At 59.9% G+C, this 26,999-nt stretch carries 26 protein-coding genes and 1 tRNA gene; 4 read left to right on the forward strand and 23 right to left on the reverse strand.

Going from position 1 to position 26,999, the window contains the following annotated elements; translation table 11 throughout:
• Positions 1-250: 250 nt before the first annotated feature.
• Positions 251-688 (reverse strand): ribonuclease HI, encoded by a 438-nt coding sequence (gene rnhA / locus WB402_RS09935; RefSeq protein ID WP_424207411.1) that lies wholly within the window; start codon positions 686-688, stop codon positions 251-253.
• A gap of 18 nt (positions 689-706) precedes the next feature.
• Positions 707-1,474 carry a class I SAM-dependent methyltransferase gene (locus WB402_RS09940; RefSeq protein ID WP_424207413.1) on the reverse strand — a complete coding sequence of 256 codons (768 nt, stop codon included), beginning with the start codon at positions 1,472-1,474 and terminating at the stop codon, positions 707-709.
• Positions 1,475-1,508: 34 nt separating this feature from the next.
• Between WB402_RS09940 and gloB the strand changes: the two genes are divergently transcribed.
• Both gloB and WB402_RS09950 read left to right on the forward strand, forming a co-directional pair.
• Positions 1,509-2,285, forward strand: coding sequence for a hydroxyacylglutathione hydrolase (gene gloB, locus WB402_RS09945; RefSeq protein ID WP_424207415.1), 777 nt, complete (start codon positions 1,509-1,511; stop codon positions 2,283-2,285).
• Positions 2,286-2,427: 142 nt separating this feature from the next.
• Positions 2,428-3,903 (forward strand): transglycosylase SLT domain-containing protein, encoded by a 1,476-nt coding sequence (locus WB402_RS09950; RefSeq protein WP_424207417.1) that lies wholly within the window; start codon positions 2,428-2,430, stop codon positions 3,901-3,903.
• Positions 3,904-3,918: 15 nt separating this feature from the next.
• On the opposite strand, the gene WB402_RS09955 is transcribed toward WB402_RS09950, so the two are convergent.
• The 12 genes from WB402_RS09955 to rlmE all read right to left on the reverse strand — a co-directional run bounded on the left by WB402_RS09955 (position 3,919) and on the right by rlmE (position 16,011).
• Positions 3,919-5,946 carry a dipeptide ABC transporter ATP-binding protein gene (locus WB402_RS09955; RefSeq protein ID WP_424207419.1) on the reverse strand — a complete coding sequence of 676 codons (2,028 nt, stop codon included), beginning with the start codon at positions 5,944-5,946 and terminating at the stop codon, positions 3,919-3,921.
• 637 nt (positions 5,947-6,583) lie between these two features.
• On the reverse strand, positions 6,584-7,189 hold the full coding sequence (locus WB402_RS09960; protein WP_424207421.1) for an NADH-quinone oxidoreductase subunit C: 606 nt from the start codon (positions 7,187-7,189) through the stop codon (positions 6,584-6,586).
• 22 nt (positions 7,190-7,211) lie between these two features.
• Positions 7,212-7,688, reverse strand: a complete 477-nt coding sequence (locus WB402_RS09965; protein WP_424207423.1) for a NuoB/complex I 20 kDa subunit family protein — start codon at positions 7,686-7,688, stop codon at positions 7,212-7,214.
• Positions 7,679-8,035, reverse strand: a complete 357-nt coding sequence (locus tag WB402_RS09970; protein ID WP_424207425.1) for an NADH-quinone oxidoreductase subunit A — start codon at positions 8,033-8,035, stop codon at positions 7,679-7,681. The genes WB402_RS09965 and WB402_RS09970 overlap by 10 nt, the downstream gene beginning before the upstream one ends.
• A gap of 390 nt (positions 8,036-8,425) precedes the next feature.
• Positions 8,426-8,510, reverse strand: a tRNA-Leu gene (locus WB402_RS09975).
• 107 nt (positions 8,511-8,617) lie between these two features.
• Complete coding sequence (gene secG / locus WB402_RS09980) at positions 8,618-8,968, reverse strand: preprotein translocase subunit SecG (RefSeq protein WP_424207427.1); 351 nt, start codon at positions 8,966-8,968, stop codon at positions 8,618-8,620.
• A 55-nt stretch (positions 8,969-9,023) separates the two neighbouring features.
• On the reverse strand, positions 9,024-9,776 hold the full coding sequence (tpiA, locus tag WB402_RS09985; protein ID WP_424207458.1) for a triose-phosphate isomerase: 753 nt from the start codon (positions 9,774-9,776) through the stop codon (positions 9,024-9,026).
• A gap of 178 nt (positions 9,777-9,954) precedes the next feature.
• Entirely contained in the window at positions 9,955-11,085 is a 1,131-nt protein-coding gene (locus tag WB402_RS09990) for a hypothetical protein (protein ID WP_424207429.1), read from the reverse strand.
• Entirely contained in the window at positions 11,082-12,434 is a 1,353-nt protein-coding gene (gene glmM, locus WB402_RS09995) for a phosphoglucosamine mutase (protein WP_424207460.1), read from the reverse strand. The genes WB402_RS09990 and glmM overlap by 4 nt, the downstream gene beginning before the upstream one ends.
• Before the next feature lie 22 nt (positions 12,435-12,456).
• The gene (gene folP, locus WB402_RS10000; protein ID WP_424207430.1) at positions 12,457-13,290 is read right to left on the reverse strand and encodes a dihydropteroate synthase; all 834 of its coding nucleotides are present in this window, start codon (positions 13,288-13,290) and stop codon (positions 12,457-12,459) included.
• Positions 13,291-13,355: 65 nt separating this feature from the next.
• Complete coding sequence (gene ftsH, locus WB402_RS10005; protein ID WP_424207432.1) at positions 13,356-15,263, reverse strand: ATP-dependent zinc metalloprotease FtsH; 1,908 nt, start codon at positions 15,261-15,263, stop codon at positions 13,356-13,358.
• A 124-nt stretch (positions 15,264-15,387) separates the two neighbouring features.
• Positions 15,388-16,011, reverse strand: a complete 624-nt coding sequence (rlmE, locus tag WB402_RS10010; RefSeq protein WP_424207434.1) for a 23S rRNA (uridine(2552)-2'-O)-methyltransferase RlmE — start codon at positions 16,009-16,011, stop codon at positions 15,388-15,390.
• 66 nt (positions 16,012-16,077) lie between these two features.
• On the opposite strand from rlmE, the gene yhbY reads away from it, so the two are divergent.
• On the forward strand, positions 16,078-16,371 hold the full coding sequence (yhbY, locus tag WB402_RS10015; RefSeq protein ID WP_424207436.1) for a ribosome assembly RNA-binding protein YhbY: 294 nt from the start codon (positions 16,078-16,080) through the stop codon (positions 16,369-16,371).
• A gap of 32 nt (positions 16,372-16,403) precedes the next feature.
• Here the strand turns inward: yhbY and greA are convergent, their stop codons facing one another.
• The 5 genes from greA to WB402_RS10040 all read right to left on the reverse strand — a co-directional run bounded on the left by greA (position 16,404) and on the right by WB402_RS10040 (position 23,500).
• Positions 16,404-16,880, reverse strand: a complete 477-nt coding sequence (gene greA, locus WB402_RS10020; RefSeq protein ID WP_424207438.1) for a transcription elongation factor GreA — start codon at positions 16,878-16,880, stop codon at positions 16,404-16,406.
• On the reverse strand, positions 16,877-17,020 hold the full coding sequence (locus WB402_RS10025; protein WP_424207440.1) for a hypothetical protein: 144 nt from the start codon (positions 17,018-17,020) through the stop codon (positions 16,877-16,879). The genes greA and WB402_RS10025 overlap by 4 nt, the downstream gene beginning before the upstream one ends.
• Positions 17,017-20,244 carry a carbamoyl-phosphate synthase large subunit gene (gene carB, locus WB402_RS10030; RefSeq protein WP_424207442.1) on the reverse strand — a complete coding sequence of 1,076 codons (3,228 nt, stop codon included), beginning with the start codon at positions 20,242-20,244 and terminating at the stop codon, positions 17,017-17,019. The genes WB402_RS10025 and carB overlap by 4 nt, the downstream gene beginning before the upstream one ends.
• 29 nt (positions 20,245-20,273) lie before the next feature.
• A complete protein-coding gene (carA, locus tag WB402_RS10035) occupies positions 20,274-21,461 on the reverse strand; it encodes a glutamine-hydrolyzing carbamoyl-phosphate synthase small subunit (RefSeq protein ID WP_424207444.1) in 1,188 nt (395 codons plus the stop codon).
• A gap of 263 nt (positions 21,462-21,724) precedes the next feature.
• On the reverse strand, positions 21,725-23,500 hold the full coding sequence (locus WB402_RS10040) for a putative bifunctional diguanylate cyclase/phosphodiesterase (RefSeq protein WP_424207446.1): 1,776 nt from the start codon (positions 23,498-23,500) through the stop codon (positions 21,725-21,727).
• Positions 23,501-23,666: 166 nt separating this feature from the next.
• Between WB402_RS10040 and WB402_RS10045 the strand changes: the two genes are divergently transcribed.
• Positions 23,667-24,359 carry an MgtC/SapB family protein gene (locus tag WB402_RS10045; protein WP_424207448.1) on the forward strand — a complete coding sequence of 231 codons (693 nt, stop codon included), beginning with the start codon at positions 23,667-23,669 and terminating at the stop codon, positions 24,357-24,359.
• A 12-nt stretch (positions 24,360-24,371) separates the two neighbouring features.
• Here WB402_RS10045 and WB402_RS10050 read toward each other — a convergent pair whose 3' ends face one another.
• From WB402_RS10050 to WB402_RS10065, 4 genes are all read right to left on the reverse strand, one after another.
• Positions 24,372-24,869 (reverse strand): TPM domain-containing protein, encoded by a 498-nt coding sequence (locus WB402_RS10050; RefSeq protein ID WP_424207450.1) that lies wholly within the window; start codon positions 24,867-24,869, stop codon positions 24,372-24,374.
• Complete coding sequence (locus WB402_RS10055; RefSeq protein ID WP_424207452.1) at positions 24,869-25,735, reverse strand: TPM domain-containing protein; 867 nt, start codon at positions 25,733-25,735, stop codon at positions 24,869-24,871. The genes WB402_RS10050 and WB402_RS10055 overlap by 1 nt, the downstream gene beginning before the upstream one ends.
• Before the next feature lie 33 nt (positions 25,736-25,768).
• Positions 25,769-26,398 carry a LemA family protein gene (locus tag WB402_RS10060; RefSeq protein WP_424207454.1) on the reverse strand — a complete coding sequence of 210 codons (630 nt, stop codon included), beginning with the start codon at positions 26,396-26,398 and terminating at the stop codon, positions 25,769-25,771.
• A 29-nt stretch (positions 26,399-26,427) separates the two neighbouring features.
• Positions 26,428-26,999, reverse strand: a 572-nt coding sequence (locus tag WB402_RS10065) for a transglycosylase SLT domain-containing protein (protein WP_424207456.1), incomplete at its 5' end; no start/stop codon positions are given.

The raw sequence follows: 26,999 nt of genomic DNA on the forward strand, positions 1-26,999 counted from the left end.
CGCGCCATCCGGGGTGCCCTTTCTTTTGGTTACTTTTCTTTGGGCAAGCAAAGAAAAGTAACCCAGGGTGCAGGGGCGGAGCCACCCGCAATTAGGTTTTGAGATCGCGCGCGGAGCGCGCGATACCCTTTAAAGCCTGGATGCCCGCCTCCGCGGGCATGACAACAAAAAACTAAGCCTTCGCGGGGATGACAACCAAAAAAGTGTTCACACTTCGACAGGCTCAGGGCGAACGGCTGATTGGTATCTCTCACGCCAACATCTCCTCAATCGCCCGATTCGCCAACTGATCGGCGCGCTCGTTCTCCTCATGCCCGCTATGCCCCTTGATCCACTTCCAGTGAATCTTGTGCTTGTGCGCCGCTTCGTCGAGGCGCTGCCACAAATCCTGGTTCTTCACCGGTTTCTTGTCCGCGGTTTTCCAGCCGCGGCGTTTCCAGCTGGCGAGCCACTCGGTGATGCCTTTTTTCACGTACTGGGAATCGGTCGTGAGCGTGACCTCGCACGGGCGCTTGAGCGCTTCGAGCGACTGGATCGCGGCCATGAGTTCCATGCGGTTGTTGGTGGTCTCGCGCTCGGCGCCGTAGAGTTCCTTCTCGTGATCGTCCTTGAACAGGATCGCGCCCCAGCCGCCGGGACCGGGGTTGCCGCGGCAAGCGCCGTCAGTGAAGATCGTGACCTTATCCAAGCAAGGTGCGGGAAAGAGTTATTGTTTGCGGAACGGCAGGATCATCCCGCGCGCGGCCGGCTGTGTCGCGGCGCGGCCGACCGCGCGTTTGGTTTTCCAGCTGAGCGGCAGCGGCGTAACGCCGACGACACGCTTCTTCGCGACCACGAGATATACCCCCGCCATCATAGGCCACCAGCGGTCACCCATCTTGTCGAGGAAATGCAAGCGGTGCATGAAACCTTCGTTGCGCAGCGGCGGGCGATAATAGAGCATCCTGCCATGCGTGGTCTCGAAGTCGAGCAGCGCGAGCCAGTCCTTGATGCGCGACAGGCGGAAAAACTTTCCGCACCACGGCGCCACGCGCGGGCGACGCGCGGTGAGCCGGCGGAATCCCCACAGGCTCATCGGGTTGAAGCCGAGAATCACGACATGGCCTTCGGGGCGCAACACACGGCTGACCTCGCGCAGGACCTGATGCGGGTCGTCGCAGAAATCGAGTGTGTGCGGCAGGATCAGGACATCGGCGCTCTTGGTGTCGAGCGGCAGCGCCTCGGGCAGTCCACGCACCACACAGCCGTCCGGCCCGGCGTGATGATCGAGCAGGATGCGCGTGGGGGCGATGCAGGCATCCATCAGGTTGAGCTGGCCGATTTGGCCGAGCTGGGCGGCCACCGTGCCATAAAGGTTGGGCAACACGGCGCGGATATGATGCGCCTCCCTGCCTTGCAGAGAGCGTCCGAGCGGAGAATCGAACCACTCGCGCAGCTGGCGCCATTGCGCGGTACAGGAATTTGCCTGACTCATTGACGTTCTCCCTGCGGGCTCTCAAACTGGATGCATGACCGATGTTTTACACGCCTGCGCTTTCGAGGACAACTATATCTGGCTGATCCGCGGGAAATTCCCGGACCGCGTGGCCATCGTCGATCCCGGTGACGCCGGCCCGGTGCTGGCGGCGCTGGAAAAACAGCGCCTGAAGCCCGCGGCCATCCTCTGCACCCACCATCACGGCGACCACGTGGGCGGTGTGGAGGACATACTCAAACATTATACTGTCCCGGTGTACGGCCCGGCGCGCGAGCGCATCCCGGCCGTCACGCACAGGCTCAAGGAAGGCGATCGCGTCGATCTTCCCGAACTTGGGCTGGGATTCGACGTGATAGACGTCCCCGGCCATACCGCCGGCCACATCGCCTACCACGGGGCGGGTATGCTGTTCTGCGGCGACACCATGTTCTCGGCCGGCTGTGGGCGCTTGTTCGAAGGGACCGCGGAACAAATGCTCGCCTCGCTTTCCAAGTTCAGTGCCCTGCCGGAAGCAACCAAGATGTACTGCGGGCACGAATACACCGAGGCCAACCTACGCTTTGCGCTGACGGTCGAACCGGACAACGCCGACATGCGCGCGCATCGCGACTGGGCACGTGTGCAGCGCGCACGACATCTGCCCACCCTGCCCTCGACCATCGGTCTGGAGCGGCGCATCAACCCGTTTCTGCGATCAGGGCAGGCGACGGTGCGCGCGGCGGCCGAAAAACAGACCGGGCGCACGCTCGATGCCGCAGTGGATGTGTTCGCGACGGTGCGGCGATGGAAGGATAGTTTCAGGGGATGAGCGGTAGAATTTTTTGCCCCTCTCGGCGGCAAAATTAACGTCCGTCAAATTTCTCTGGACAAATCACAGATCATTGAATTTACTTAAATAATCTCACTCAAAAGGTTGACGCTCCATCGTCTTCACCCTACTATTTGTTCACATGCATTGGCAAAAAATCAAGAAACAGGTCCTGCCTGTCGTTGTGCTTCTGTCCCTGGCAGGATGCGCGACAAGCTCCCCCGAGACCGCCAAGAAAGCCCCTGAACCGACCCCGGCCCAGGACGCGTCGGCTGCGGGCGACGTATTGGTTCTGAGCGACATAAAATTCAAATCCCCTCCTCCGGCAGCGGCCCTGTCCGAGAGCGATAAACCCCTCGAGACCACACCTGATCTCGCTAATAACGACTCATCGGACATCTGGGCCAGGCTGCGCAAAGGTTTCACCATGAAACCGCTCGACAGCCCGCAGGTTGATAAAGAAATCCAATGGTTCGTGAACAACCCCGAATACATGCAGCGCATGATGGATCGCGCCAGACTGTATCTCTATTACATCGCCGACGAAGTCGAAAAACGCGGCATGCCGATGGAAATCGCCCTGCTACCTGCGATCGAGAGCGCCTACAAGCCGCACGCCTACTCCCGCGCCCGCGCGGTCGGCCTATGGCAGTTCATGCCGGGCACCGGCCGGCTGTACGGCCTGAAGGCCAACTGGTGGTATGACGGCCGACGCGATGTGCAGGCCTCCACGCAGGCGGCGCTGGATTATCTCGAGAAACTCTACAACGATTTCGACGGTGACTGGCATCTCGCCCTTGCTGCGTATAACGCGGGCGAAGGCAAAGTCGCGCGCATGATGAAATACAACGAGCGCAAGGGAAAATCCACGGATTACCAGTACCTCAAGCTCAAGCGCGAGACACAACATTACGTGCCGAAACTCATGGCCATGGTCGCCATCGTCGCCAACCCGGACAAGTACGGGGTGAAGCTGGCGAGTATCCCCAACGAACCCTATTTCGCGCGCGTGGAGACCGGTTCGCAGGTTGATCTCGGCGTGGTTGCCAAGCTGGTGGATATGCCGGTGGACGACCTGCACGACATCAACCCCGGCTATACGCGCTGGGCGACCGATCCCAACGGCCCGCATCAGCTGCTGGTGCCGGCCGACAAAAAAGACGCGCTGATCGCGGGGCTGAACAGTCTGCCGGAGGACGAAAGGGTCCAGTGGCAGCATCATTCGGTCAAACGCGGAGAAACATTGCATCAGATTGGCCGTCACTACGGGCTCAACGTCGAGACGCTTCGCACCGCTAATAACCTGCACAGCAACTTGCTCCGTAACGGACAGGATCTGCTGATTCCGATTTCCGCCCGTCCGTTGAAGCCGGAAGTGATTCGCACCGCCTTCCGCGCCTCATCCTCGCGCGCCGCCCGTGGCGAGCCGGTCATTCATCGCGTGCGCCGCGGCGAGACCTTGTCGAGCATCGCCCGCCGTTACAACGTGATGGCAGGCCAGCTGGCGAAGTGGAACCTCATGCAAATGGGCGATGTGCTGCGTCTCGGGCAGAAGCTCAAAATCTGGACCGGCGGTCCCCCGACCGCCTCGATCGAAGTCTCCACGCCGAACGGCTAGCCGTTCCGTTTTCCTCTAGTTCTTCCCCGTCGTGAACAGATGGCAACGCGCTTCATGCGTGCTGCTGAATTCCGTTGCCGCGGGATATTGTCGGCGGCAGATATCCATCGCCTGCGGGCAACGCGGATGGAAATGGCAGCCCGCTGGAGGGTTGCTCGGCGAGGGCATGTCGCCCTGCAGGTGTATGATGGTGCGGCGATCCTTCGCCTCGATCACCGGCACCGCCGACAACAACGCTTCGGTGTACGGGTGCTTCGGGTTCTCCAGCACCTCGTCCACGCGCCCGCGTTCGACGATGCGCCCGAGATACATGACCGCCACCTCGTGCGCCAGGTACTCCACCACCGACAGGTTGTGCGTAATGAAGAGGTAGCTCAAACCCAGATCGTCCTGCAGACGTTTGAGCAGATTCAGAACCTGGGCCTGGACGGACACATCGAGCGCGCTGGTGGGCTCGTCGCACACGATCAGCTCCGGTTCAACCGCCAACGCCCGCGCGATGCTGATGCGCTGGCGCTGACCGCCGGAGAACTCGTGCGGGTAGCGCTGGCGCGCATCGGATGGTAATCCGACTTGTTGCAGCAGTTCTTCCACTCTCACCCGCCTTTGTTCGCGGCTGGAGCCGATACCCTGGGCACGCATGCCTTCTTCCAGAATCTCGCCGACCAGCATGCGCGGGTCGAGCGAGGCATAAGGGTCCTGGAAAATGATTTGAAAATGGCGTCGCAACGGCCGCAGTTCATTTCCCTTCAGTAGCGTGAGTTCTTGATCGTTGTACACCACGCGTCCCGCCGAGGGCGGCACCAGTTGCAGAATGCCCTTGCCGACGGTGGTCTTGCCGCAACCGGATTCGCCGACGAGCGCCAAGGTGCGGCCGCGCGCGATATCCAGCGATACGCCGTCGACCGCCTTCACGTGGCCCACGACACGCTGAAACACCCCTCTGGTTATCGGGAAATGTACCTTGAGGTCAGCCACGTGCAACAACGTTTCACCCGCCTTACCGACATCGACTTTAGGTGCCTTTCTGGTTGTCCGGTGAGATTTGACCTTCGAAGGTGGCGCCGACACGCTGTCATCGTACAGATGGCAACGCACGCCGCGGCTGTTCTGTATCGTCCAGCCAGGGAGTTTCTTGCGGCAGAGTTCCCAAGCCTGATCGCAGCGGTCGGCAAACCGGCAGCCGCGAAATGTCTGTCGCAGCGACGGTACGCTGCCGGCGATCACCTCCAGCGCCGCGCCGCGCTGCACGCGCCCGGGGATGGAGCGAAACAGCTTGCGTGAATAGGGATGCTTGGGTGAAGCAAAGAACTGTTTGCGTGTAGCGGATTCGACAATCTGTCCCGCATACATGACAGCCACGCGATCGGCCATCTCTGCCACTACGCCGAGGTCGTGGGTGATGAGCAGTATCGCCATGCCGGTCTGTTTCTGAAGTTCCTTAAGCAAGCCCAGAATCTGCGCCTGGATGGTTACGTCAAGCGCCGTGGTCGGTTCATCGGCGATCAGCAGGTCGGGTTGCCCCGCCAGCGCCATGGCGATCATGACGCGCTGCTTCATGCCGCCGGAGAGTTGATGCGGATATTCGTCGTAGCGCCGATCGGCATCAGCGATACCCACCGCAGCCAGCAGTTCCGCGACCCTGGCGCGGCATTGTTTGCGTGTCTGCCTGTCTGCGGAGGGCAGCGCTTCGCTGATCTGCTCGCCGATGGTCAGCACCGGATTGAGCGAGGTTTGCGGTTCCTGGAAGATCATGGCTATGCGTTTGCCGCGAATGGCACGCATGTCGCGTTCGGGCAGCGCCAGCACGTCCTGATCGTCCAGCCGCACCTGACCGGCGGCAATATGCCCGGCGGGCTGCGGCACCAGCTGCAGCAGCGACAGCGCCGATATCGACTTGCCGCAGCCGGATTCGCCAAGTAGCGCCAGCGTCTCGCCGCGTGCGATCACGAAGTCGATGCCATCGACCGCGCGCACCATACCCTCCGGGGTGTCGAACCAGGTTTTCAGGTTCTCGACTTTGAGCAGATCCTTAGTGCTCATCGCGTCTCCGGCAGCGTCCGTCGAATGTCGTGTGCGCTCCGCGCACGATTTGAAAAGCTAATTGCGGGTGGCTCCGCCCCTGCACCCTGGGTTCCTTTCTCTTGCTTGTCCAAGAGAAAGGAACCAAAGAGAAGGACACCCAGTCGCTTCGCCGCTCTTGCACACCAAGAGCGGTTCCCTGCGCGCCTCGCTTCAGCCGGGCGCTCGCCTAACTCGCTGGGCGCAAGATACGCGCCTCGGACTCGATCAAAAGTCTCGCGAATACTTCCGGCCTTGCTCGGTGCTCGGCTCGTTCCGACGGGGGCGGGAGCAACCCACCTCAGGCTGATACGCAGAGGTGTTTTCAAGACCCCCTTCGTCAAGCCGAGCGACGCGTGCAGCCGAAGGGCAGGCCCGAAGGGACGAGCGAGGGATCGCGAGCGTGCGCATCCGCGACAGGGATGTCGCGTATGCGCACCCGCTGAGGCCAACGCGGGGCGAGGGAACCCGCGCAGCGGGCGCCGACCAGGGGGCGTGCTTTCTTTGGTTTCTTTCTTTGCACGAGCAAAGAAAGAGACCCGCCCGCGGTGCGGGGAACCGCAATTAACACGCCGCCGCAGGCGGCTCGACATGTAAAGACGAATCTCAGCCATCATGCTCAATCCTTGGCAAAGCCTTCCTCGCGTATGACGCGAGGAACCAGAACGCGCGGCTCGATGGAGACCGGTTCGTAAATGACGCGCTGCTTTTCGGCGTCGTAGCGCATCTCGACACGGCCGATGAGCGGGAAATCCTTGCGGAAGGGATGCCCGATGAAACCGTAATCGGTGAGGATGCGGCGCAGATCCGGATGTCCTTCGAACACAAAGCCGAAGAGATCGAACGCCTCGCGTTCATACCAGTTGGCTGAATTCCAAATACCGGTCACGGAGGCGATCATCGGGCTCTCGTCATCCAAATAGGCGCGCAGACACAGGCGCCGGTTGTGACTGATCGACAGCAGGTGATAAACAACGGCGAAGCGAGGTCCTTTCCTTGGTCCCGCGGGTGACTCGCGTCCGTAATGGAGATAATCCACGCCGCAGAGATCCATGATCTGCTCGAAGGCGAACCCCGGATCGTCGCGCAGCGTGCGGCATATCTCGATTATCCGGTCATGGCGAATGTCCAGCGTGATCTGCCCTGCGAACTCATGGACGGCCGTGACCGACTCGCCGAACTTTTCCTGGGCGTGAGCGGCAAGGTCCTGATGCGTATCAGTCATGATGAGCGTTCCCTGGGCGGCATCAGCGGGCGATGGTGTTGGTACGGCGAATCTTGTTCTGCAACTGGATAATGCCGTACAGCAGGGCTTCGGCCGTCGGCGGACAGCCGGGAACGTACACGTCCACCGGTACGATGCGGTCAACGCCGCGAACCACCGAATAAGAATAATGGTAATAACCGCCGCCGTTGGCGCAGGAGCCCATGGAAATCACCCAACGCGGTTCGGACATCTGGTCGTAGACCTTGCGCAGTGCCGGCGCCATTTTGTTTACCAGCGTGCCGGCCACGATCATCACATCCGACTGGCGCGGGCTGGGACGAAAGACAATTCCGAAGCGGTCCATGTCGTAACGCGAAGCCGCGGCATGCATCATCTCTATCGCACAGCAGGCGAGCCCGAAGGTCATGGGCCAGAGCGAACCGGTGCGCGCTGCGTTGATCAATTTATCCGCCTGCGTAGTCACCCAGCCTTTTTCGAGAACGCCCTCTATTCCCATTCGAGCGCACCCTTCTTCCATTCGTAAATAAAACCGACGACGAGGATACCCAGAAAAATCATCATCGAAAGAAACCCGAACATGCCGATTTCGTTGAGCGCCACCGCCCAAGGAAACAGGAACGCGATTTCGAGATCGAAAATGATAAAAAGAATGGCCACGAGGTAATAACGCACGTCGAATTTCATGCGCGCGTCCTCGAACGCTTCAAAGCCGCACTCGTAGGGGGAAAGTTTTGCTTTGTCCGGGCGATGCGGTCCCAGCACCCGCCCGGCCAATACGATGACCGTGCCCATGCCCAGGGCAACGCCTATAAAAATCAGGATGGGGAGATAACCTTGCAGCATCCGAGCCCCGGGAATCCGCGTTATTGCGGCGGTATGACTCCACTTGAAGTGCGGACCCCAATAAACTGGGCCGTGCCTTCAGCCTAAGACGCCTTGCCGCCGCAATAACAAGCAATCTTAAAGAGTTATTAATTTTTGACCCGGCGTTACGATGACCAGAAATACTGCTGGAATTCGTTGCCTTTGTTTCAATTAATCCATGCCGGATCAATAATTAGAAGTCCGGCGAGTCTAGGCTTTCGCTGCAAAGGATGTCAAGCAAACGGCTGCCTGACAAACTTATGCTCTTCAAAGGGTTAAGCTGCTTTTAGGGGTATAAAAATCGCCTATGGAGACACAACGAGCGAGCGTTGTTCGCGTGTCAACAAACTGACAGGATGGAAATTAAAATGGTGCCGAAGGTGGGACTCGAACCCACACGGCTTTCGCCACTACCACCTCAAGGTAGCGTGTATACCAATTTCACCACTTCGGCGCGTGAGCGCAAATTCTAGCCACAGAAGACGCAGAGAAATACTGATCTGAATAGAAGGGTATTATTTTTACTTCGTGCCCCGCGTAATCTCTGTGACATTAATAAAACTATTTTGGCACCTCCGGTGCCTTGGGTGCCGCGGGCACTTCGGCGGGCGGCGCTGGCGTCTCCACTTTCGCCGGCTGCTCCGTGACCACGCTTTTCGTCACGCTCGCCGGCGTCGTCGCGTGCTGCGCATACAACCAGGCCAACCCGAGGTTGGAAAGGAAAAAAACCGTCGCGAGGATAGCCGTCGTCCGCGTCAGAAAATTGGCCGAACCGCGGCTGCCGAACAAGGTCTGTGAGGCGCCGCTGCCGAAGGCCGCGCCGATATCCGCGCCCTTGCCCTGCTGCAGCAGAATCAGGCCGATCAGCCCCACGGCCGAAATAACGTCAATCACCAAAACCAGGTCTTTCATAAATGTAGCCCTACTCCGCTTCGCTTCGTTCGTCCTGTCATAATATATATCTCCGTCAGTCAGCGGCGCGGCAGATCATCAGGAATTCCTCCGCCTGCAACGACGCCCCACCGATCAAACCGCCATCGATATCCGGCTGGGCCAGAAGTTCCCTGGCGTTACTGCCCTTCATGCTGCCGCCATAAAGAATACGAATGTTATCCGCCACCGCTTCGTCACGGGACGCCAGCCGACTGCGGATAAAGCGGTGTACGTCCTGCGCCTGCTGGGGTGTGGCGGTCTTGCCGGTGCCGATGGCCCAAACGGGTTCATAGGCAATCACGGCGTTTTTGAAACTACCGATGCCGTGCTTTTCAATCACGGTATCCAGCTGGCGCGCCACCACCGTTTCAGTCTGATTCGCCTCGCGTTCCCGAAGGGTCTCGCCCACACAAAGTATCGGGGTCAGTTTCGCAGCCTGGGCAGCACCATACTTCTCCGCTACCAGCGCATCATTCTCGCCATACAGCGTGCGGCGCTCGGAATGGCCGACAATAACATAAGTACAGCCGTAATCCTTGAGCATGGGACCGGAAATCTCACCGGTAAAGGCGCCGGACTTGTGCGCGCTGAGATTCTGCCCACCCCAGACAACGACGCTACCGGCCAGTTTCTCGGCCGCGAGTGGAATCAGAACATACGGAGGACATACGACCGCTTCCGCCTTGGACGCGGAACTCATCCCTTTTTTAACTCTCTCCAGCAGCGCCGCGGACTCCGTCCGCGAGCCATTCATCTTCCAATTACCCGCCACCAGCGGCCGGCGCATGCCCATGGGAACCCCCGTATTCGTCTCGAATCAGCTGAAAAACGGGCGCGATGTTACCGGCCACCTTGGCAGAAAGCAATTGCTTTGCAGGCGACTACGCGTTTATCAAACAAAAACGTCAACAACGTATAACCCGCCACAGGCGCGTCGCAGAGTACGCGCCCGTGCCTGCGCACTCTTAGAACATTATACTTGCGCCGACAAGCAGGCCGCGGCTGCTGGCATCGACCTTGTTGCCGGCATTGTCTTTGGTCTTGGCAGAAAACGCCTTGAGTTCGGTATATACGCCGAATTGGTTCCAGCGCATTTCCAGACCACCCATCGCCTGAATGGCAAAATCCGCCGTATTGCCCGTGACTGCTGAGCCGCTGAAATCCGCGCTCGCCGCACCAACACCGACTCCGAGATAGGGATAATAAATACCGCCGGGGGCGAAATATTTTTTTCCGTTGAGCAGCACGCCGGTGACATCCATCGTGCTGGTCAACCCGGTTCCGGTTGCGGTGAGCTTGTTGCTGTAATGAATGTACTCGACGCCGAGGGCGAAACCGTTATTGATACGCCATTCGCCTTCGAGCCCAAGCGGGCTCGATGCCTTACTGTCGAACTCCGTTGACACCGTGCCTGACGTAGTCTGTAAAGACTGGCTGCTGCTGGACAATTTGATGCTGCCGGTTTTAATAATTAAGGCCAATCCCTGCTTGTGTACGGGCGCGGATGTCCCGGGAAGCGGTTTCGGGGCGGGTTTGACGACGCGCTCGGGCCCTTTTTTTGTCACAGGTCTCTCGAGCGCGGCGACGGCAAAGACTGAGTTATCTTTAATAAGGCGACAACGGTTAACCGCCGTACGTCCCTGGGCATACGACACTTGGCGCAGTTCAACCTTTACGCCATTGGTCGCGATGCCTTGCTCGACAAAGTAGTTGCGTCCTTTTTGGATGTTAACTTTCAGAGCAACGCTTCGGTCGGGGTTGGACGCGATAACGTGTTCACCGGGATCGACTGCCCATAAATAATAGGAACGGGGAACGATGAACCCGATGGGTTGATTATCGAACCACATCGGCACATTCTTCGGCACAGCCGCGTCTTGACGGAACACAAAAATGAGTGCCTTACCCGGTGGCGGTAATGTCGTCTTGGCGCGACTGTCTTCGGCGATCAGGGCAAATTCCACATCCGCGAATACCGTCGTCGCCGCGAGCTGTAGCAGCAGTGTGAAGCCAATAAGCCAAACACGTTTTGTCTTCATAATGCCGCTACTCGTTGGCAGGTAAATGTCTTTGAACGTTCCAATCAGCAATGTCAAGCTGCCTCTTCGGCGGCGCGTTTGACGGTATCGGCGAGACTGCGGGAAAGCCGCTCGACCTGCGCCACGTCGCGACCTTCGACCATCACGCGCACCACGGGCTCGGTACCCGAGGCACGCAGCACCACGCGCCCGGTGTCGGCCAGCTCGCCCTCCACCGCCTTGATGGCCTGCTGCACGCGCAGCGATTCTTTTACGTCGAAACGCCGGTCCATGCGCACGTTGATCATGACCTGCGGATAAATATCAAGCCCGCTCCTGAGCTCGGCAAGGGTCTTGCCGGATTCGCGCATGGCCGCCAGCACTTGCAGCGCGGCGATGATGCCATCGCCCGTGGTGCTGCGATCGAGGCAGATGATATGGCCGGAAGTCTCGCCGCCCAGTTCCCAGCCCTGCTCGTTCAGCATGCTCAACACATAACGGTCGCCCACCGCCGCACGTTGGAAGGGAATGTCCAGCTTGCCGCAGGCGTGTTCCAGACCGAGATTGCTCATGAGCGTGCCGACGATACCACCGTGCAGCCGACCCGCCCGTTTCCGGTCCGTGGCAATGATATAGAGCAGGTGATCGCCATCCACGATTTCGCCTTGCCTGTCGACCATGATCAACCGGTCACCGTCGCCATCCAGCGCAATTCCGAGATCGGCTTTGTGCGCCAGCACGGTCTTCTTGAGAAAAATCGGGAAAGTCGCGCCACAATGGCGATTGATGTTAAACCCGTCCGGCTCATTGGCGACCGCTATCACTTCGGCGCCGAGCTCGCTGAAGACCAGCGGTGCCAGATGATAAGCCGCACCGTTTGCACAGTCCACGACGATCTTGAGCCCCTCGAGATTCATGCGGTGAGGAAAGGTGCTCTTGCAAAATTCGATGTAGCGCCCGCCGGCGTCGTCATAACGCTTGGCCTTGCCGAGCGCATCGGGTCCCGCGGTCGTCAGCGGCTGCTGCATCTTTTCTTCGATGGCCAGCTCCACGTCGTCCGGCAGCTTGGTGCCATCTGAAGAGAAAAATTTTATGCCATTGTCTTCGTACGGATTGTGCGAGGCAGAGATCACGATACCGGCGCGCGCGCGGGCGGTGCGCGTGAGATAGGCGATCGCCGGTGTCGGCATCGGTCCGAGCAGGCGGATGTCCACGCCAGCGGCCGAGAGCCCCGCTTCGAGCAAGGATTCCAGCAGATAACCGGATACGCGCGTGTCTTTGCCGATGAGAATCTTGGCGTGACCGGAGCCGCCTTTGCCGAGTACGCAACCGGCGGCCCAGCCGAGCTTTAGCACCGTTTCCGGAGTGATGGGTTCTTCACCCACTTTCCCGCGGACACCGTCGGTGCCGAAATAGCGACGTTTCATGTTCATGATTCTTGTTTCTTCCTCAACTTTCCGGGTAAACGGCTGACCACATGCGCAGCGTCTCGACCGTAGGACCGACATCGTGCACACGCACGATACGAGCACTATTCTGCACCGCCATCAGGGCCAGGGCCACGCTCGCCTGCAGCCGCCCTTCCACCGGCAAGCCCAGCGCCTTGCCAATCAGGGATTTGCGCGACAGTCCGACCAGGATCGGCGCGCCCAGGCTTTGCAATTTCTTCAGGCCGCGCAGTAATTCTAGGTTATGTTCCAGGGTCTTGCCGAACCCGAAACCCGGGTCAATCACCAGGCGCTGTGCCGGAATACCCGCCGCTCGCGCCGCCTGCAGGCGCGTGCGCAGAAAATCGCCAATCTCGGACAGTACGTCGCGGTAGCGGGGGTTTTCCTGCATTCCGCGCGGCTCACCCTGCATGTGCATGAGACAGACCGGAACCTGCAGCGATGCCGCCGCCTCCAGCGCGCCTTCGTCGCGCAACGCGCGGACATCATTGATAAATCCCGCGCCCGCGGCAACCGCCGCGCGCATGACTTCGGGCTTCGAGGTGTCGATTGAAATCGGCAGGGGAAAATTCCCGCGTAACGCTTCGATCACCGGTACGACGCGATCCATTTCTTCCTGCGCCGAGACCGGTTGCGCGCCGGGCCGGGTGGATTCACCGCCGACGTCGATGATGTCCGCTCCTTCATCCGCCATCCGGCGGGCATGTGCGATTGCACTTTCACGGGACAAAAAAACACCCCCGTCCGAAAAGGAGTCGGGGGTGACATTCAGAATTCCCATCACAGCCGGGCGGCTCAGGTCCAACGGCCGGCCGCCACAGTCGAGGACAATCATCGGTCAGTGCGGAATAAAACGAAAATCAAGGAACAGTATTCCGCATTCCACACGTCGCGCTCGAATCAGTGTTCTCCGGCGGGTGAGTCAAGGCGCGGTTTGACGGTTTTGCCGCTCGGTTTCTTCGGGCTGCCGGCATCGTCCTTGGGCGAACTGCCCAAGTCTGCCGGCGGACGCGGCTCCTTGCCGGCCATGATGGCGCTAATCTGTTCGGAGTCCAACGTCTCCCACTCGAGCAACGCCTTCGTCATCTTCTCGACCTTGTCGCGGTTTTCCTCGATGATGTTGCGCGCCCTGGCGTATTGCTCGTCGATGATGCGACGGATTTCCTTGTCCACGACCTCAGCCACGGCATTGCTCATGTTCTTGTGCGTCATCACGTCGCGCCCGAGGAACACCTCGCTCTGGTTGTCGCCGTATACGCGCGTACCGAGCACATCGCTCATGCCCCAGCGCATGACCATGTTGCGTGCGAGGTCGGTGGCGCGTTCGAAGTCGTTAGCCGCGCCGGTCGTCATCTGATGCATGAATATCTCTTCCGCGATGCGGCCGCCCATCAGCACCGAGATGGTCGACAGCAGGCTTTCACGGTCATGGCTGTAACGGTCCTCGGTGGGCAACTGCATGGTGACGCCCAGCGCACGTCCGCGCGGGATGATGGTCACCTTGTGCACCGGATCGGTGTTCGGAATGGACTTCGCCACCACCGTGTGGCCGGATTCGTGATACGCCGTGTTCATGCGCTCCTTCTCCGGCATGACGATGGAGCGGCGCTCGGCGCCCATCACTACTTTATCCTTGGCCTTCTCAAAATCGACCATGTCCACGAGGCGCTTGTTGGCGCGCGCGGCAAACAGCGCGGCTTCGTTGACGAGATTCGCGAGGTCGGCGCCGGAAAAACCGGGCGTGCCGCGCGCCAGAATGTTGGCATCCACATCATCCGCCACCGGCACCTTACGCATGTGCACCTTGAGAATCTGCTCGCGCCCGCGAATATCGGGCAGCGGCACGTATACCTGGCGATCGAAGCGGCCGGGGCGCAACAGCGCCGGGTCGAGCACGTCCGGACGGTTGGTCGCGGCGATCACGATCACGCCTTCGGTTCCTTCGAATCCATCCATCTCGACCAGTAATTGATTCAGCGTTTGTTCGCGTTCGTCGTGGCCGCCGCCCAAGCCGGCGCCGCGCTGGCGGCCGACGGCATCGATTTCGTCGATGAAGATGATGCAGGGAGCGTGTTTCTTTGCCTGCTCGAACATGTCGCGCACGCGCGAGGCACCGACGCCGACGAACATCTCGACGAAGTCGGAACCGGAAATGGAGAAAAACGGTACCTTGGCCTCGCCGGCGATGGCCTTGGCCAGCAGCGTCTTGCCGGTACCCGGGCTGCCGGTCATGAGCACGCCCTTGGGAATGCGCCCGCCCAGCTTCTGGAACTTGGACGGGTCACGCAGGAACTCCACGAGCTCACCGACTTCTTCCTTGGCTTCCTCGACGCCAGCGACGTCGTCGAACGTGATCTTGTTCTGCTCTTCGCTCAACATGCGCGCCTTGCTCTTGCCGAAGCTCATGGCGCCGCGACCGCCCATGCCGCCCTGCATCTGGCGCATGAAGAACACCCACACGCCGACGAGCAGCAACAGCGGGAACCAGTTGATGAAGATGGTCAGCAACAGCGACTGCTCTTCCTGCGGCTTGGCATCGAACGCCACGCCGTGATCGATCAGGTCACCAATCATGCCCGGGTCGCCGGGAGAATAAGTCGTGAACGGTTCGTTGCTCTTGAGCTTGCCGGTGACCTCGCGACCCTGAATGGTGACGCGTTCGACTTCGTTCTGTCTCACCTTCTGGATGAAGGTGGAGTATTCCATCGGGCGCGTGGCCTGCTGGCGATTGCCGAAATTATTGAAAACCGACATCAGCACGATGGCGATGACGAGCCACAACAGGAGATTCTTGGTGAGATTGTTCAAGTATTGCCTCTTAATAATTCAAGACGAACGCGGTAGAGCTACCTTCGTGTCAAAACGAACCATGGCGCCATTTATCCACAATCTTCATTTTCCTATGATGTCCTCTGATAAACAACGCTTTTGCTCAGACACCCCTAAACCCCCTGCCCAGAAGATAAATTTCCTTGCTCTCGGCGCGTGACGCCGATGGTTTGCGCGTCGCCAGCTTTTCGAAGCGGTGGCGTAGTTGCGCGTAAAACTCGTTAAACCCTGCGCCCTGAAAGGTCTTGATCAACAACGAACCTCCGGGCTTCAGCGATTTGTCCGAAAATTCGAGTGCAAGTTCCACCAGATTCATGCTGCGCGCCTGATCCACGGAGGCCACTCCTGACATATTGGGGGCCATGTCCGAGATTACAAGATCCACCGGTTTGCCCTGCAAGCGCTGCAACAACAAGTCTAGCACCGGCAGTTCCGTGAAATCGCCCTCGATGAATTCCACGCCGACAATCGGCTCCATCGGCAGGATGTCCAGCGCCAGCACCCGTCCCGAGTCGCCCACCCGGCTTTTGACATACTGGGACCAGCCTCCGGGCGCAGCGCCCAGATCAACCACCGTCATCCCCGGCTGCAGCAGACGATCCCGGCGGTCAATTTCCTCGAGCTTGTAGATCGCGCGCGAACGGGCACCTTCCTGGCGCGCGCGTTTGACGTATTTGTCCTTGGCATTACGCGCCATCCAGCGCTGGCTGCTTTTAGTACGGGCCATGGGGGGATGGACGGCGCTGCGGTATGATGCGCGGATTCATAGGACTAGTGTGACGATTGTTAATATATGGCATTGAACGTAAAACAGCGACAACATCTGAAGGCCCTGGCTCATCACCGCAAGCCCGTGGTGCAGGTCGGCAACGCCGGCATCACCGCGGCGGTGATCAAGGAAATCGAACTGGCGCTCGGGCGCCATGAACTGATCAAGATCCGGCTGCCGGGCGTGGAGCGCGAGGCGCGCTCGGAAATGCTGAAAAAGATCTGCGCGGCCGCCGGGGCCAATGCCGTGCAGGAAATCGGGCGCATGGCGGTCATTTATCGCCCGGCGGAAAAACCGCGCCTGAAACTTCCAGAATAAATAGTATTACGGATAAAGAAAGCGACAGGGACTCAAACGTACCGGATGTCCAGAATCTCGTAAGTGTGCACGCCGCCGGGCACCGGCACCTCGACCACGTCGCCCAATTCCTTGCCGATGAGCGCGCGGGCGATGGGTGAACTGATGGAAATCATGCCTTGCGCAATGTTGGCCTCGAAATCGCCGACAATCTGGTAAGTCACTTCCTGACCCGACTTTTCATCCTTAAGACTGAGCGTGGCGCCGAACACGACCCGACCGTCGGCGTTGACTGTTTTCGGGTCGATGACCTGCGCTGTGGCGAGCTTCAAATCGAGCTCGGCGATGCGCCCCTCGACAAAGCCCTGCTGCTCCTTGGCTGCATGGTATTCGGCGTTCTCCGAAAGATCACCGTGCGCACGTGCATCGGCGATAGCTTGAATGATGCGCGGACGCTCCATCGTCTTCAGGCGGTGAAGTTCGATCTTCAGCTTTTCCGCGCCGGTTATAGTCATCGGCGTTTTTTTCATGCCCACCACCTCATCGTCCTGCTCATACCCGCCGCCTCCGACAGGTCGAACATGACCGGAACACCGAACTGTCGGCGGCCGGCGACATTCGCCACGGTTGCATCCCCGCGCTGCGCGCGGGGCCCCTGCGCCCTGCTCATGTCGCCAACTCCTTGTGCAGATCCTGTAGCCGGTTAACGCGAATATCCCCGGCCGCACGGTGTGCCTCGCAGGCGGCGCGTGCAGCGGCCAGCGTGGTGTAGTTCGTCACCTTGTGCTGCAGCGCCTCGCGGCGGATGGCGTAGGAATCGGCGAGGCTTTGCTTGTCCGAAACGGTATTGATGATTATATCAATCTCGTCGTTCATGATCATGTCAATAATGTTCGGCCGTCCCTCGGACAGCTTGCTGACCGCGCGCGCCGCCACGCCCCCCTGCTCCAGCACCGCGGCCGTGCCGCGAGTGGCGAGTATCTCGAACCCGTGCTGGCTGAAGTAGCGCGCCACGGCAACCACGCCCTTCTGATCGGGGTCGCGCACGCTGATGAACATGCGCCCGCTGTTCGGAATCGGGCTGCCCGCGGCGATCTGGGACTTGGTGAACGCCTCGCCGAAGCTCCTTCCCACGCCCATGACCTCGCCGGTGGATTTCATTTCGGGCCCGAGTATCGTGTCCACACCGGGGAATTTGATGAACGGGAACACGGCTTCCTTGACCGAATAATAGGAAGGCACAATCTCTTCCGTCACACCCTGTTTCTTCAGCGACTGCCCGACCATGCAGCGTGCCGCGATCATGGCCAGCGGCCGGCCGGTGGCCTTGGAAACGTACGGCACCGTGCGCGAAGCGCGCGGATTCACTTCCAGCACGTATACTTTGCCGTTCTGAATGGCGAACTGGACGTTCATCAGCCCGATGACCTTGAGCGCCTTGGCCATTTTGACAGTTTGTTGACGCAGCTCATCCTGAATTTTCTTCGACAGGGAAAACGGCGGCAGCGAACAGGCCGAATCGCCGGAATGCACGCCGGCTTCCTCGATGTGCTCCATGATGCCGCCGATCACGACCTGCTTGCCATCAGAGATGGCGTCGACATCGACTTCGGTTGCGTCGTTGAGAAATCGGTCCAGCAGCACCGGCGAATCCTCGGACACGCGCACCGCCACGCGCATATAGGTTTCCAGGTCCTCGCGCGCATGCACGATCTCCATCGCGCGCCCGCCGAGCACGTAGGAAGGACGCACCACCAGCGGATATCCGATCTTGTCGGCCAGTTTCACCGCCTCGTGCGTGGTCCGGGCAGTGGCGTTCGGCGGCTGTGCCAGTTTCAGCCTGTGTATCAGCTTCTGGAAGCGCTCGCGGTCCTCGGCAATGTCGATCGAATCCGGGGTAGTGCCGATGATCGGCGCGCCGGCTTCATCCAGCCCGTGGGCGAGTTTGAGCGGCGTCTGGCCGCCGTACTGGACGATTACGCCCTCGGGTTTCTCCAGATGAATGATCTCCAGCACATCTTCCAGCGTCAGCGGCTCGAAATACAACCGGTCGGAAGTGTCGTAGTCCGTGGACACGGTCTCCGGGTTGCAGTTAATCATGATGGTCTGGTAGCCGTCATCGCGCAGCGCGAACGAGGCGTGCACGCAGCAATAATCGAACTCAATCCCCTGGCCGATGCGGTTTGGCCCGCCACCGAGCACGATGATCTTTTTCTTCTTCTCGGGAGCAGCCTCGCACTCTTCTTCATAAGTGGAGTACATGTAGGCCGTGGCGGAGGCAAACTCGGCGGCGCAGGAATCCACGCGCTTGTATACCGGACGCACCTTGGCCGCATGGCGCCACTTGCGCGCCTGCTTTTCTGTCACTCCCATCAGTTGCGCCAGACGGCGGTCGGAAAACCCCTTGCGCTTCCAGGCGCGCCAGGTATCGGCCGAGGGCTTTTTCTTGCCGTGTTTCGCGATCGCCTTTTCGGTGCCGACCAGATCCTCGATCTGCGCCAAGAACCACGGATCGATATGACACAGCTCGTGGATTTCCTGCTGGCTCATGCCGGCACGGAAGGCGTCGGCCAGATGCCAGATACGTTCCGCGCCCGGCACGCGCAACGCCGTCGTCAAGCGCTTGCGCGTCTCGTCCTTGTCCTGCGCCGGATCGAGCCTGGATTCGAGCCCGTAGCTGCCGGTCTCGAGCGAACGCAGCGCCTTCTGCAGCGATTCCTGGAACGTCCTTCCAATCGCCATCGCCTCGCCCACCGACTTCATCTGGGTGGTAAGCGTGGGATCGGCCTTGGTGAACTTCTCGAAAGTAAAGCGCGGAACTTTGGTCACCACATAATCGATCGTCGGTTCGAACGACGCCGGGGTCACGCCGCCGGTGATGTCGTTTCGCAATTCATCCAGCGTGTAACCGACCGCGAGTTTGGCCGCGACCTTGGCGATCGGAAAGCCGGTGGCCTTGGAGGCCAGCGCCGAGGAGCGGCTGACGCGCGGGTTCATCTCCACGATCACCATGCTGCCGTCCCTTGGATTGATGGCGAACTGCACGTTCGAGCCGCCGGTATCCACGCCGATCTCGCGCAGGCAGGCGATGGAGGCATCGCGCATGAGCTGGTATTCCTTGTCGGTCAGCGTCTGTGCCGGGGCGACCGTGATCGAATCGCCGGTGTGCACGCCCATGGGATCGAAATTTTCGATCGAACAGATGATGATGCAGTTGTCCTTGCGGTCGCGCACCACCTCCATCTCGAATTCCTTCCAGCCGATGATGGATTCCTCAATCAACAGCTCGCGCGTCGGCGAGGCGTCCAGTCCGCGCTCGCAGATAGCGACGAATTCGTCCTTGTTGTAGGCGATACCACCGCCGGTGCCGCCGAGCGTGAACGAGGGGCGGATGATGACCGGAAAACCGATTGCGGCCTGTACCTGCATCGCCTCTTCCATGCTGTGGGCGACGGCGCCGCGCGCGCATTTCAGGCCGATGGATTCCATCGCCTTCTTGAACAGTTCGCGGTCCTCGGCCTTGTCGATCGCCTCGCGTTTCGCGCCGATCATTTCGACGCCGAATTTTTCCAGCACGCCCTCGCGCGCCAGATCGAGTGCGGTGTTGAGCGCAGTCTGGCCGCCCATGGTCGGCAGCAGCGCGTCGGGGCGCTCCTTTTCGATGATTTTGGCGATCGTCGGCCAGGTGATCGGCTCGATATAGGTGGCGTCGGCCGTCTCCGGATCGGTCATGATGGTGGCCGGATTGGAGTTGACCAGGATCACGCGGTAGCCCTCTTCCTTGAGCGCCTTGCAGGCCTGCGCGCCGGAATAGTCGAACTCGCAGCCCTGGCCGATGATGATCGGCCCGGCGCCGATAATCAGGATGCTTTTGATGTCAGTGCGTTTTGGCATGGGCTATCAAATATTTCCGTCACGGAAGATTACAGGGCAACCTTTTCCTCTTTCTTCTTCGTGCCCGATGATCTTGGCGAAGTGTTTTGCTCCATCATCCCGATAAACCGGTCGAACAGCGGCGAGACGTCATGCGGTCCAGGGCTCGCTTCCGGATGCCCCTGGAAACAAAACGCCGGTTTGTCGGTGCGTTCCAAGCCCTGCACCGAGCCATCGAACAGCGAGCGGTGCGTCACGCGCAGGTTCGACGGCAGGCTGGTTTCGTCCACCGCGAAACCATGGTTCTGGCTGGTGATCATGACGCGCCCGGAGACGACTTCGAGCACCGGATGGTTCGCGCCGTGATGTCCGAACTTCATCTTGATGGTGCGCGCGCCGGAGGCTAGGCCCATGAGCTGAAGACCGAGACAGATGCCGAACACCGGCAGCCCGGTATCGATGATGTGTCGGATCGTGTCGATGGCGTAAGCGCAGGGTTCCGGATCGCCGGGGCCGTTCGAGAGAAACACACCATCCGGTTTCATCTTTAATATGTCCTCGGCCGGAGTCTGCGCCGGCACTACCGTCAGCCGGCAACCGCGCGCGGCCAGCATGCGCAGGATATTGCGCTTGATGCCGTAGTCGCAGGCGACCACGTGAAAGCGGGGATGTTCCTGCTGCGCATGGCCTTTGCCCAGTTCCCACAAGCCTTCTTCCCACGTGTAGGGTTTCTTGGTGGTCACCACCTTGGCCAGGTCCATGCCCTTCAGTCCCGGGAACGCGCGCGCCACTTTGAGCGCTTCCTTCTTGTCGAGCTTGCCGGCCTTTTCCAACGCGAGAATGCAGCCGTTCTGCGCGCCTTTCTCGCGCAACAGGCGGGTCAGCCGGCGCGTGTCGATGCCGGCGATGCCGACGAGCTTGTGGCGGCGCATGAATTCCGCCAGCGATTCCGCGGCGCGGAAATTGCTGTGGGCCAGCGGGAGATCACGGATCACGAGGCCAGTGGCGTACACGCCGGGGGATTCCATGTCTTCGGGATTGGCCCCGGTGTTGCCGATGTGGGGATAGGTCAGCGTGACGATCTGACGCGCATAGGAAGGGTCGGTGAGGATTTCCTGGTAGCCGGTCATGGCGGTGTTGAACACCACCTCGCCTGCCGCCTGTCCCGGAACGCCGACAGAATCCCCGTAGAACAGAGAACCATCTTCCAGTGCAAGCAGTGCAGACGGCATAGACAAGTTACCTCTCAGCGCGCAGGCGCACAAAAACGGGAGAGGCCCCTGTCGCTCCGGGTGCTTCTCTCCCGCTCTGAATGCCTAAAGTAGGGTGTTTCCGGCTGAGCGAGAATTTTACGTTACAGCACGGCGAGAATCAACGTGGCGTCTGTGGGGCAGGATCGAACGATTCCGCGGTCGACGCCAGCGTGCCAATACTGTCCGATGCGCTAACCCCGCCACCGCCGCCGGTTGGGGGTCCGCCGCAAGCAGCGTAATAAGCTGCTTCAGAGAAGCCGTTTCCCGTCGCGTAACATGCTGGCGATATCCTCGGTAGCCACTGGCTTGCTGAACAGATATCCCTGCACCATGTCGCAGCCATAGCGGCGCAGCGCCGCCAGTTGCTCCGCGGTTTCAACACCTTCGGCGACCACTTTCAGCTTCAAGGCGCGTGCCAGGGCGATAACCGCCTGCACGATAGCGGCCTGATCCGGGTCAACCGCGGCATTGCGCACGAATGACCGGTCGATTTTCATCACCCGCAGAGAAAGCCGTTTAATGGAATCGATAAAGGAATCTCCGATGCCGTTATCCGCCAGCGCCACATGCGCTCCGAGAGCATTCAACCGATCCAGCACCGTGCGATAGTTTTCCTGCCCGATACCCACCAGGTTTTCAGCGGGGATATCGAGTTCCAGGTCGCTCGGCGACATGCCCGTCTCCTTCAAAATATTTGTGACCAGTTCCACGAGACCCTTGCGGCGGAAGCGGTAGGGCGAGACATTGACCGTCATGCACAGAGATGGCAAACCGATTTTTTGCCACTGACGGTTCTGCAGGCACGCGGTGCGAAGCACCCATTCATCCACGGAATAAACGAGCTTTGACCGTTCCAGCTGCGGCATAAAGTCATTCGCGGATATCATTCCCATTTCGGGGTGCCGCCAGCGCAGCAAAGCCTCCACGCCCATGATATTTCCGCTCAACATGTCCATGCGCGGCTGGTAATGCAATAACAGCTCACCGCGCTCGAGTGCATGCTCGATCTGCGTTTCGATGAGCTTGACCGCCGCGATGTTCTCCGCCATATCGGCGCCGAAAATCTGAAAGTTGTTCCTTCCCGCCTGCTTGGCGCGATACATGGCCTGATCGGCATCCTTCAGGAGGTTGGTCAGGTCCTTGTCATCCATCGGGTAAAGCGTGATACCAATGCTGACCGTCATGTGAATCTCGTGACCGTCCACTTGAAACGGTTCCTGCATGACATCAAGGATCTTCTCCGCCACGATCGTGGCGTTATCGATATGCGGAATGCTTTCCAGGATGACGGTAAATTCATCGCCCCCCATGCGCGAGACCGTATCGACGTCCCGCAGGCATGAAGTAATTCTCTTGGCCACCGCTTTCAGCAATTCATCGCCGGCATGATGACCCATGCCGTCATTGACGTTCTTGAAGTGGTCCAGATCCAGGTACATGATCGCCACAAGCTTTTCTTCGCGATGGGCGCGCGCCAACGCATGGGTGGCGCGGTCGTGAAACAGGGCGCGCGTGGGGAGACCGGTCAATGCGTCGTATTGGGCGAGATAAACCAGGCGCTGTTCTGCCTGTTTCTGCGCGGTGATGTCGCGGGCTATCAGAACGAATTCTTGCCGGCCTTGATTGCCGGCTTCACGCACGGTCAGGCCAACCTGGAACGTGGCGCCGCTTTTGCGAACCCCCACCACTTCGCGCGCGCCGATACTGATGCCGGCCGCTCCCCCAGCCCGGATATCCGTCAACAACATGTCCACGTTCTTTCCAAGTATCTCGCCTTCCGTATAGCCAAACATGCCGGCTGCCATCGGGTTGATCATCCCGATCACACCTTGTGAATCAATGGTCATGACGGCATCGGCGATATTGTCCAGAACGGTTCGCAGGTGCTCCATGCCGGCCTGCGTCGCTGGTTTCTCGATGGAGGAAGTCCGGTTACGCAGACGCGAATACCACGACATCAATAATAAGGTCGCGGCGAAAGTTACGCCGATCGCAACGATCAGCGTTGTCACGTCAACGGTCATGATGGACGAGTGTTCGGTCTTTTGCAGGAATCATGCGCCAATAGGTTCTTGTCTGTTTTTGTTCAAGTCAAGCATAGTCGTCTTTACTGTCGTCTATCCTTCACCCTGTCCGGCAGATACTGGCCTTGCTTGTGGCGCCATCCGGGTTTCCGTCTAAACTGCAGTTGTGGAAAAGGAATATCTCACGATTTTGCTGCATCTTGGCCTGGCGGTGCTGGCCGGAGGCCTCATCGGCCTCGAACGGACCTACCATGGCCGCCCGGCGGGTTTTCGCACCCATACCCTGGTTTGCACGGCTTCCAGCCTGTTGATGCTGGTGACTGTTTACCAGTGGCAACTGCTGCCGAATGCGCCACTGGAAACGATGCGCGTGGACCCGACGCGCATGGCGCAGGGCATCATGACCGGCATCGGTTTTCTCGGTGCCGGCGTGATCATGAAGGAAGGTCTCACGGTGCGCGGCCTGACCACGGCGGCGTCCATCTGGATCACCGCCGCGATCGGCATTCTGCTCGGAATCGGTTTTTATTTCCCGGCCATCGTGACAACGCTGGTGACGCTGGGCACGCTGTCACTGTTCCGCTGGATCGAGGCGATCATGCCCGCGCAGTACTACGCGCGCCTGCAAGTGCGCTTCAAGCGCCAGGAAACGCCGGCCGAACCCGAGTTGCGCGAGATGATCATGCAGCACGGTTTCTCGGTCGCCAACTTGAGCTACCAGTTGGGTGACGAAGGCAAGATCTTCGAATACCAGATGACCATCCGCGCCAAAGGAAAGGACAGTTATCGGCGCCTGGCTGAAAAGCTGACCGCCCTAGAGAAAGTACTGGAGTTCCACATCTACCCGACGGGCGACTGATTCGGGCGCGATCTACAACACCACCGGCTTATTGTCGAGTTCGTTCTTGCCTTTCCCCTGTGCCGGGTAATGTCTGACGAGATGGGCGCTGACAGCGCGTATGCCATGAAGCACGCCTGATTCGAACTTGCCCTCGCGGAATGACACTTCCATCTCGCGGCAAATTTTCTCCCAGCCCTCGCCACCCACGTGCGCGTGAACTCCGCGGTCGGCAACGACCTCCACGTCATGATCCGCCAGCAGCAGATAAATCAACACGCCGTTGTTGTGTTCCGTATCCCACACCCGCAAGTGCGAAAATACTTCGAGCGCGCGATGACGCGCCGATTGACCGCGCAACAGCGGGATCAGCGGCAGGGCACTTTCCACGGCGAAACGAATTTCACCGGCGTGTGCCGCCTCACACTCATGGATGGCCGCTTCGATGGCGCGCAACGTGCGCGCCGGAAATGCCAGGCGCACGCGCCACGGCGGCATGAACAGGTGTCGAAATATGCGCGCGAGATTCATCACCATTTCCCCGAGGCGCCGCCGCCTCCAAATCCACCGCCTCCACCGCCGAAACCTCCTCCGCCGCCGCTGCTCCAGCCACCGCCGTAACCACCACCATAGCCTCCGCCAGGCCAACCGCCGTAGCGCGAGGAACCGAGCTGTACACCCGCGGCCATCACCAGTACGAACACGACGATGCCGGCGATCAGCGCCATCAACGCGGAACCGGCAATGAACCAGAGGATCAGCCCGGTAACGCCGCCGGCCACGGACCCGCCGATCAGCCGACCGAACAGCGCGCGCAACATGCCTCCGCCGACGAATGCCGCGATGATGATGAACGGCGCATAGTCGAAAATGCCGGACCAGGAATTGTCCCGTGCCTGTGGCGGCGGCAATGGCTCGCCATCAACGAGCCGGATCAGGCGGCTGACACCAGCATGGATGCCGCCGTAGAAATCGCCCTGCTTGAAATAAGGAATGATGATTTCGCTGACCACGCGCTTGGCCACGGCGTCGGGTATCGCGCCTTCGAGGCCGTAGCCGACCTCGATGCGCAATTCGCGGTCGTCTTTGGCGACCAGCAATAGTGCTCCGTCATCGACGCCCTTGCGCCCAAGTTTCCAGGCCTCGGCGACGCGGAGGGAATATTGTTCGATGGCTTCGGGCTGCGTGGTGGGAACGATCAACACCGCGATCTGGCTGCCTTTGCGGCTTTCGAAGGCGCGCAGCTCCTGTTCGAGCGTATCGCGCTGTGACTGCGTCAGCGTGCCGGTCAGGTCGGTGACGCGCGCCTTGAGCGGCGGCACCGCTACTTCCGCGTGAACTGCAAAGCTCGCAAGAAAAAACGCCAGCAGGCACAACCCGCGCACGAGCACCTTCATGTCGGCGCTCTCATGTCATCAGCGACTGGCGAACTACTGGTAACCGGCGCTGGTCGGCGAAGGCGGCGGTGTGCCGCCGAAGTCGACCTTGGGCGGCTTGGCGATTTCCTTTTCGTTCTCCACGGTGAAGCTCGGTTTCACCTTGTAACCGAAGAGCATCGCCGTCAGGTTGCTCGGGAACTGGCGCACGGTGACGTTGTACGCCTGCACCGCCTGGATGTAGCGATTGCGCGCCACGGTGATGCGATTCTCCGTGCCTTCGAGCTGCGCCTGCAGATCGCGAAACAGGCCGTCGGCCTTGAGCTGCGGATAATTCTCCGACACCGCGAGCAGCCGCGACAGCGCCGAACTCAGTTCGCCCTGCGCCGCCTGGAATTTGGCGAACGCCTGTTCATCATTAATAAGATCCGGGGTCGCCTGGATCGTTCCGACCTTGGCGCGCGCCTCGGTCACGCGCGTGAGCACGTCCTTTTCATGCGCGGCGTATCCCTTCACCACGTTCACCAGGTTCGGCACCAGATCAGCACGTCGCTGATACTGGTTCAACACCTCGGCCCAGCCGGCCTTGATCTGTTCGTCGGTGGTCTGCAGCGTGTTGTAGCCGCAGCCGCCAAGCAGGGTAGATGCGATCAGAAACAACGGCAAAATGAATTTGTTACGCATGGCTCTCTCCTTGATGCTCGATGAAACGTTCAATTCGCCTTGGTGACAAACTGCTTGCGGTAATTGACTACCTTGTGCAAATACTCGCGGGTTTCTTCATACGGAAGATTTGAACGCAATTTCTGATACACGCCAGAAGGCGGCAGGCTGTTGATGCTGTTCACGGCCGCGACCTTGTCCTTGGAAAAAGTGCGCAGCACGTTGCTCGGACCGGTATTGTAGGCCGAGATCACGCAATACTCCCGCGACACCTCGTTGGAGACCGGTTCGAGCTGCTTGTAGGTAAGCACGCTAAGATACGCCGCACCGAGTTCGATATTGTTCTGCGCGTCGAACAGATATTGCTTCGACGGAATCTCGTCCGAACCCTTGGCGTGCCGGTAGGCCTCGCGGCCGCCGCTGCCGGGGACCAGTTGCATCAGGCCGTAGGCCGGCGCGGAACTGACGGCGAACGGGTTGAAATTACTTTCCGTTCGGATGATGGCGTACACCAGGCTCGGGCTGATCTGGTACTGGGTAGCGAATTGTTCGACGAAATGACTGTATTTCGCGGCCTGCTTGTTCTCGAAATTCGCCACCATCGGAATCTTCACGTACAGCG

It is taken from the genome of Sulfuricaulis sp. (genome assembly GCF_049587675.1).
In the GTDB taxonomy this organism is placed as follows: domain Bacteria; phylum Pseudomonadota; class Gammaproteobacteria; order Acidiferrobacterales; family Sulfurifustaceae; genus Sulfuricaulis.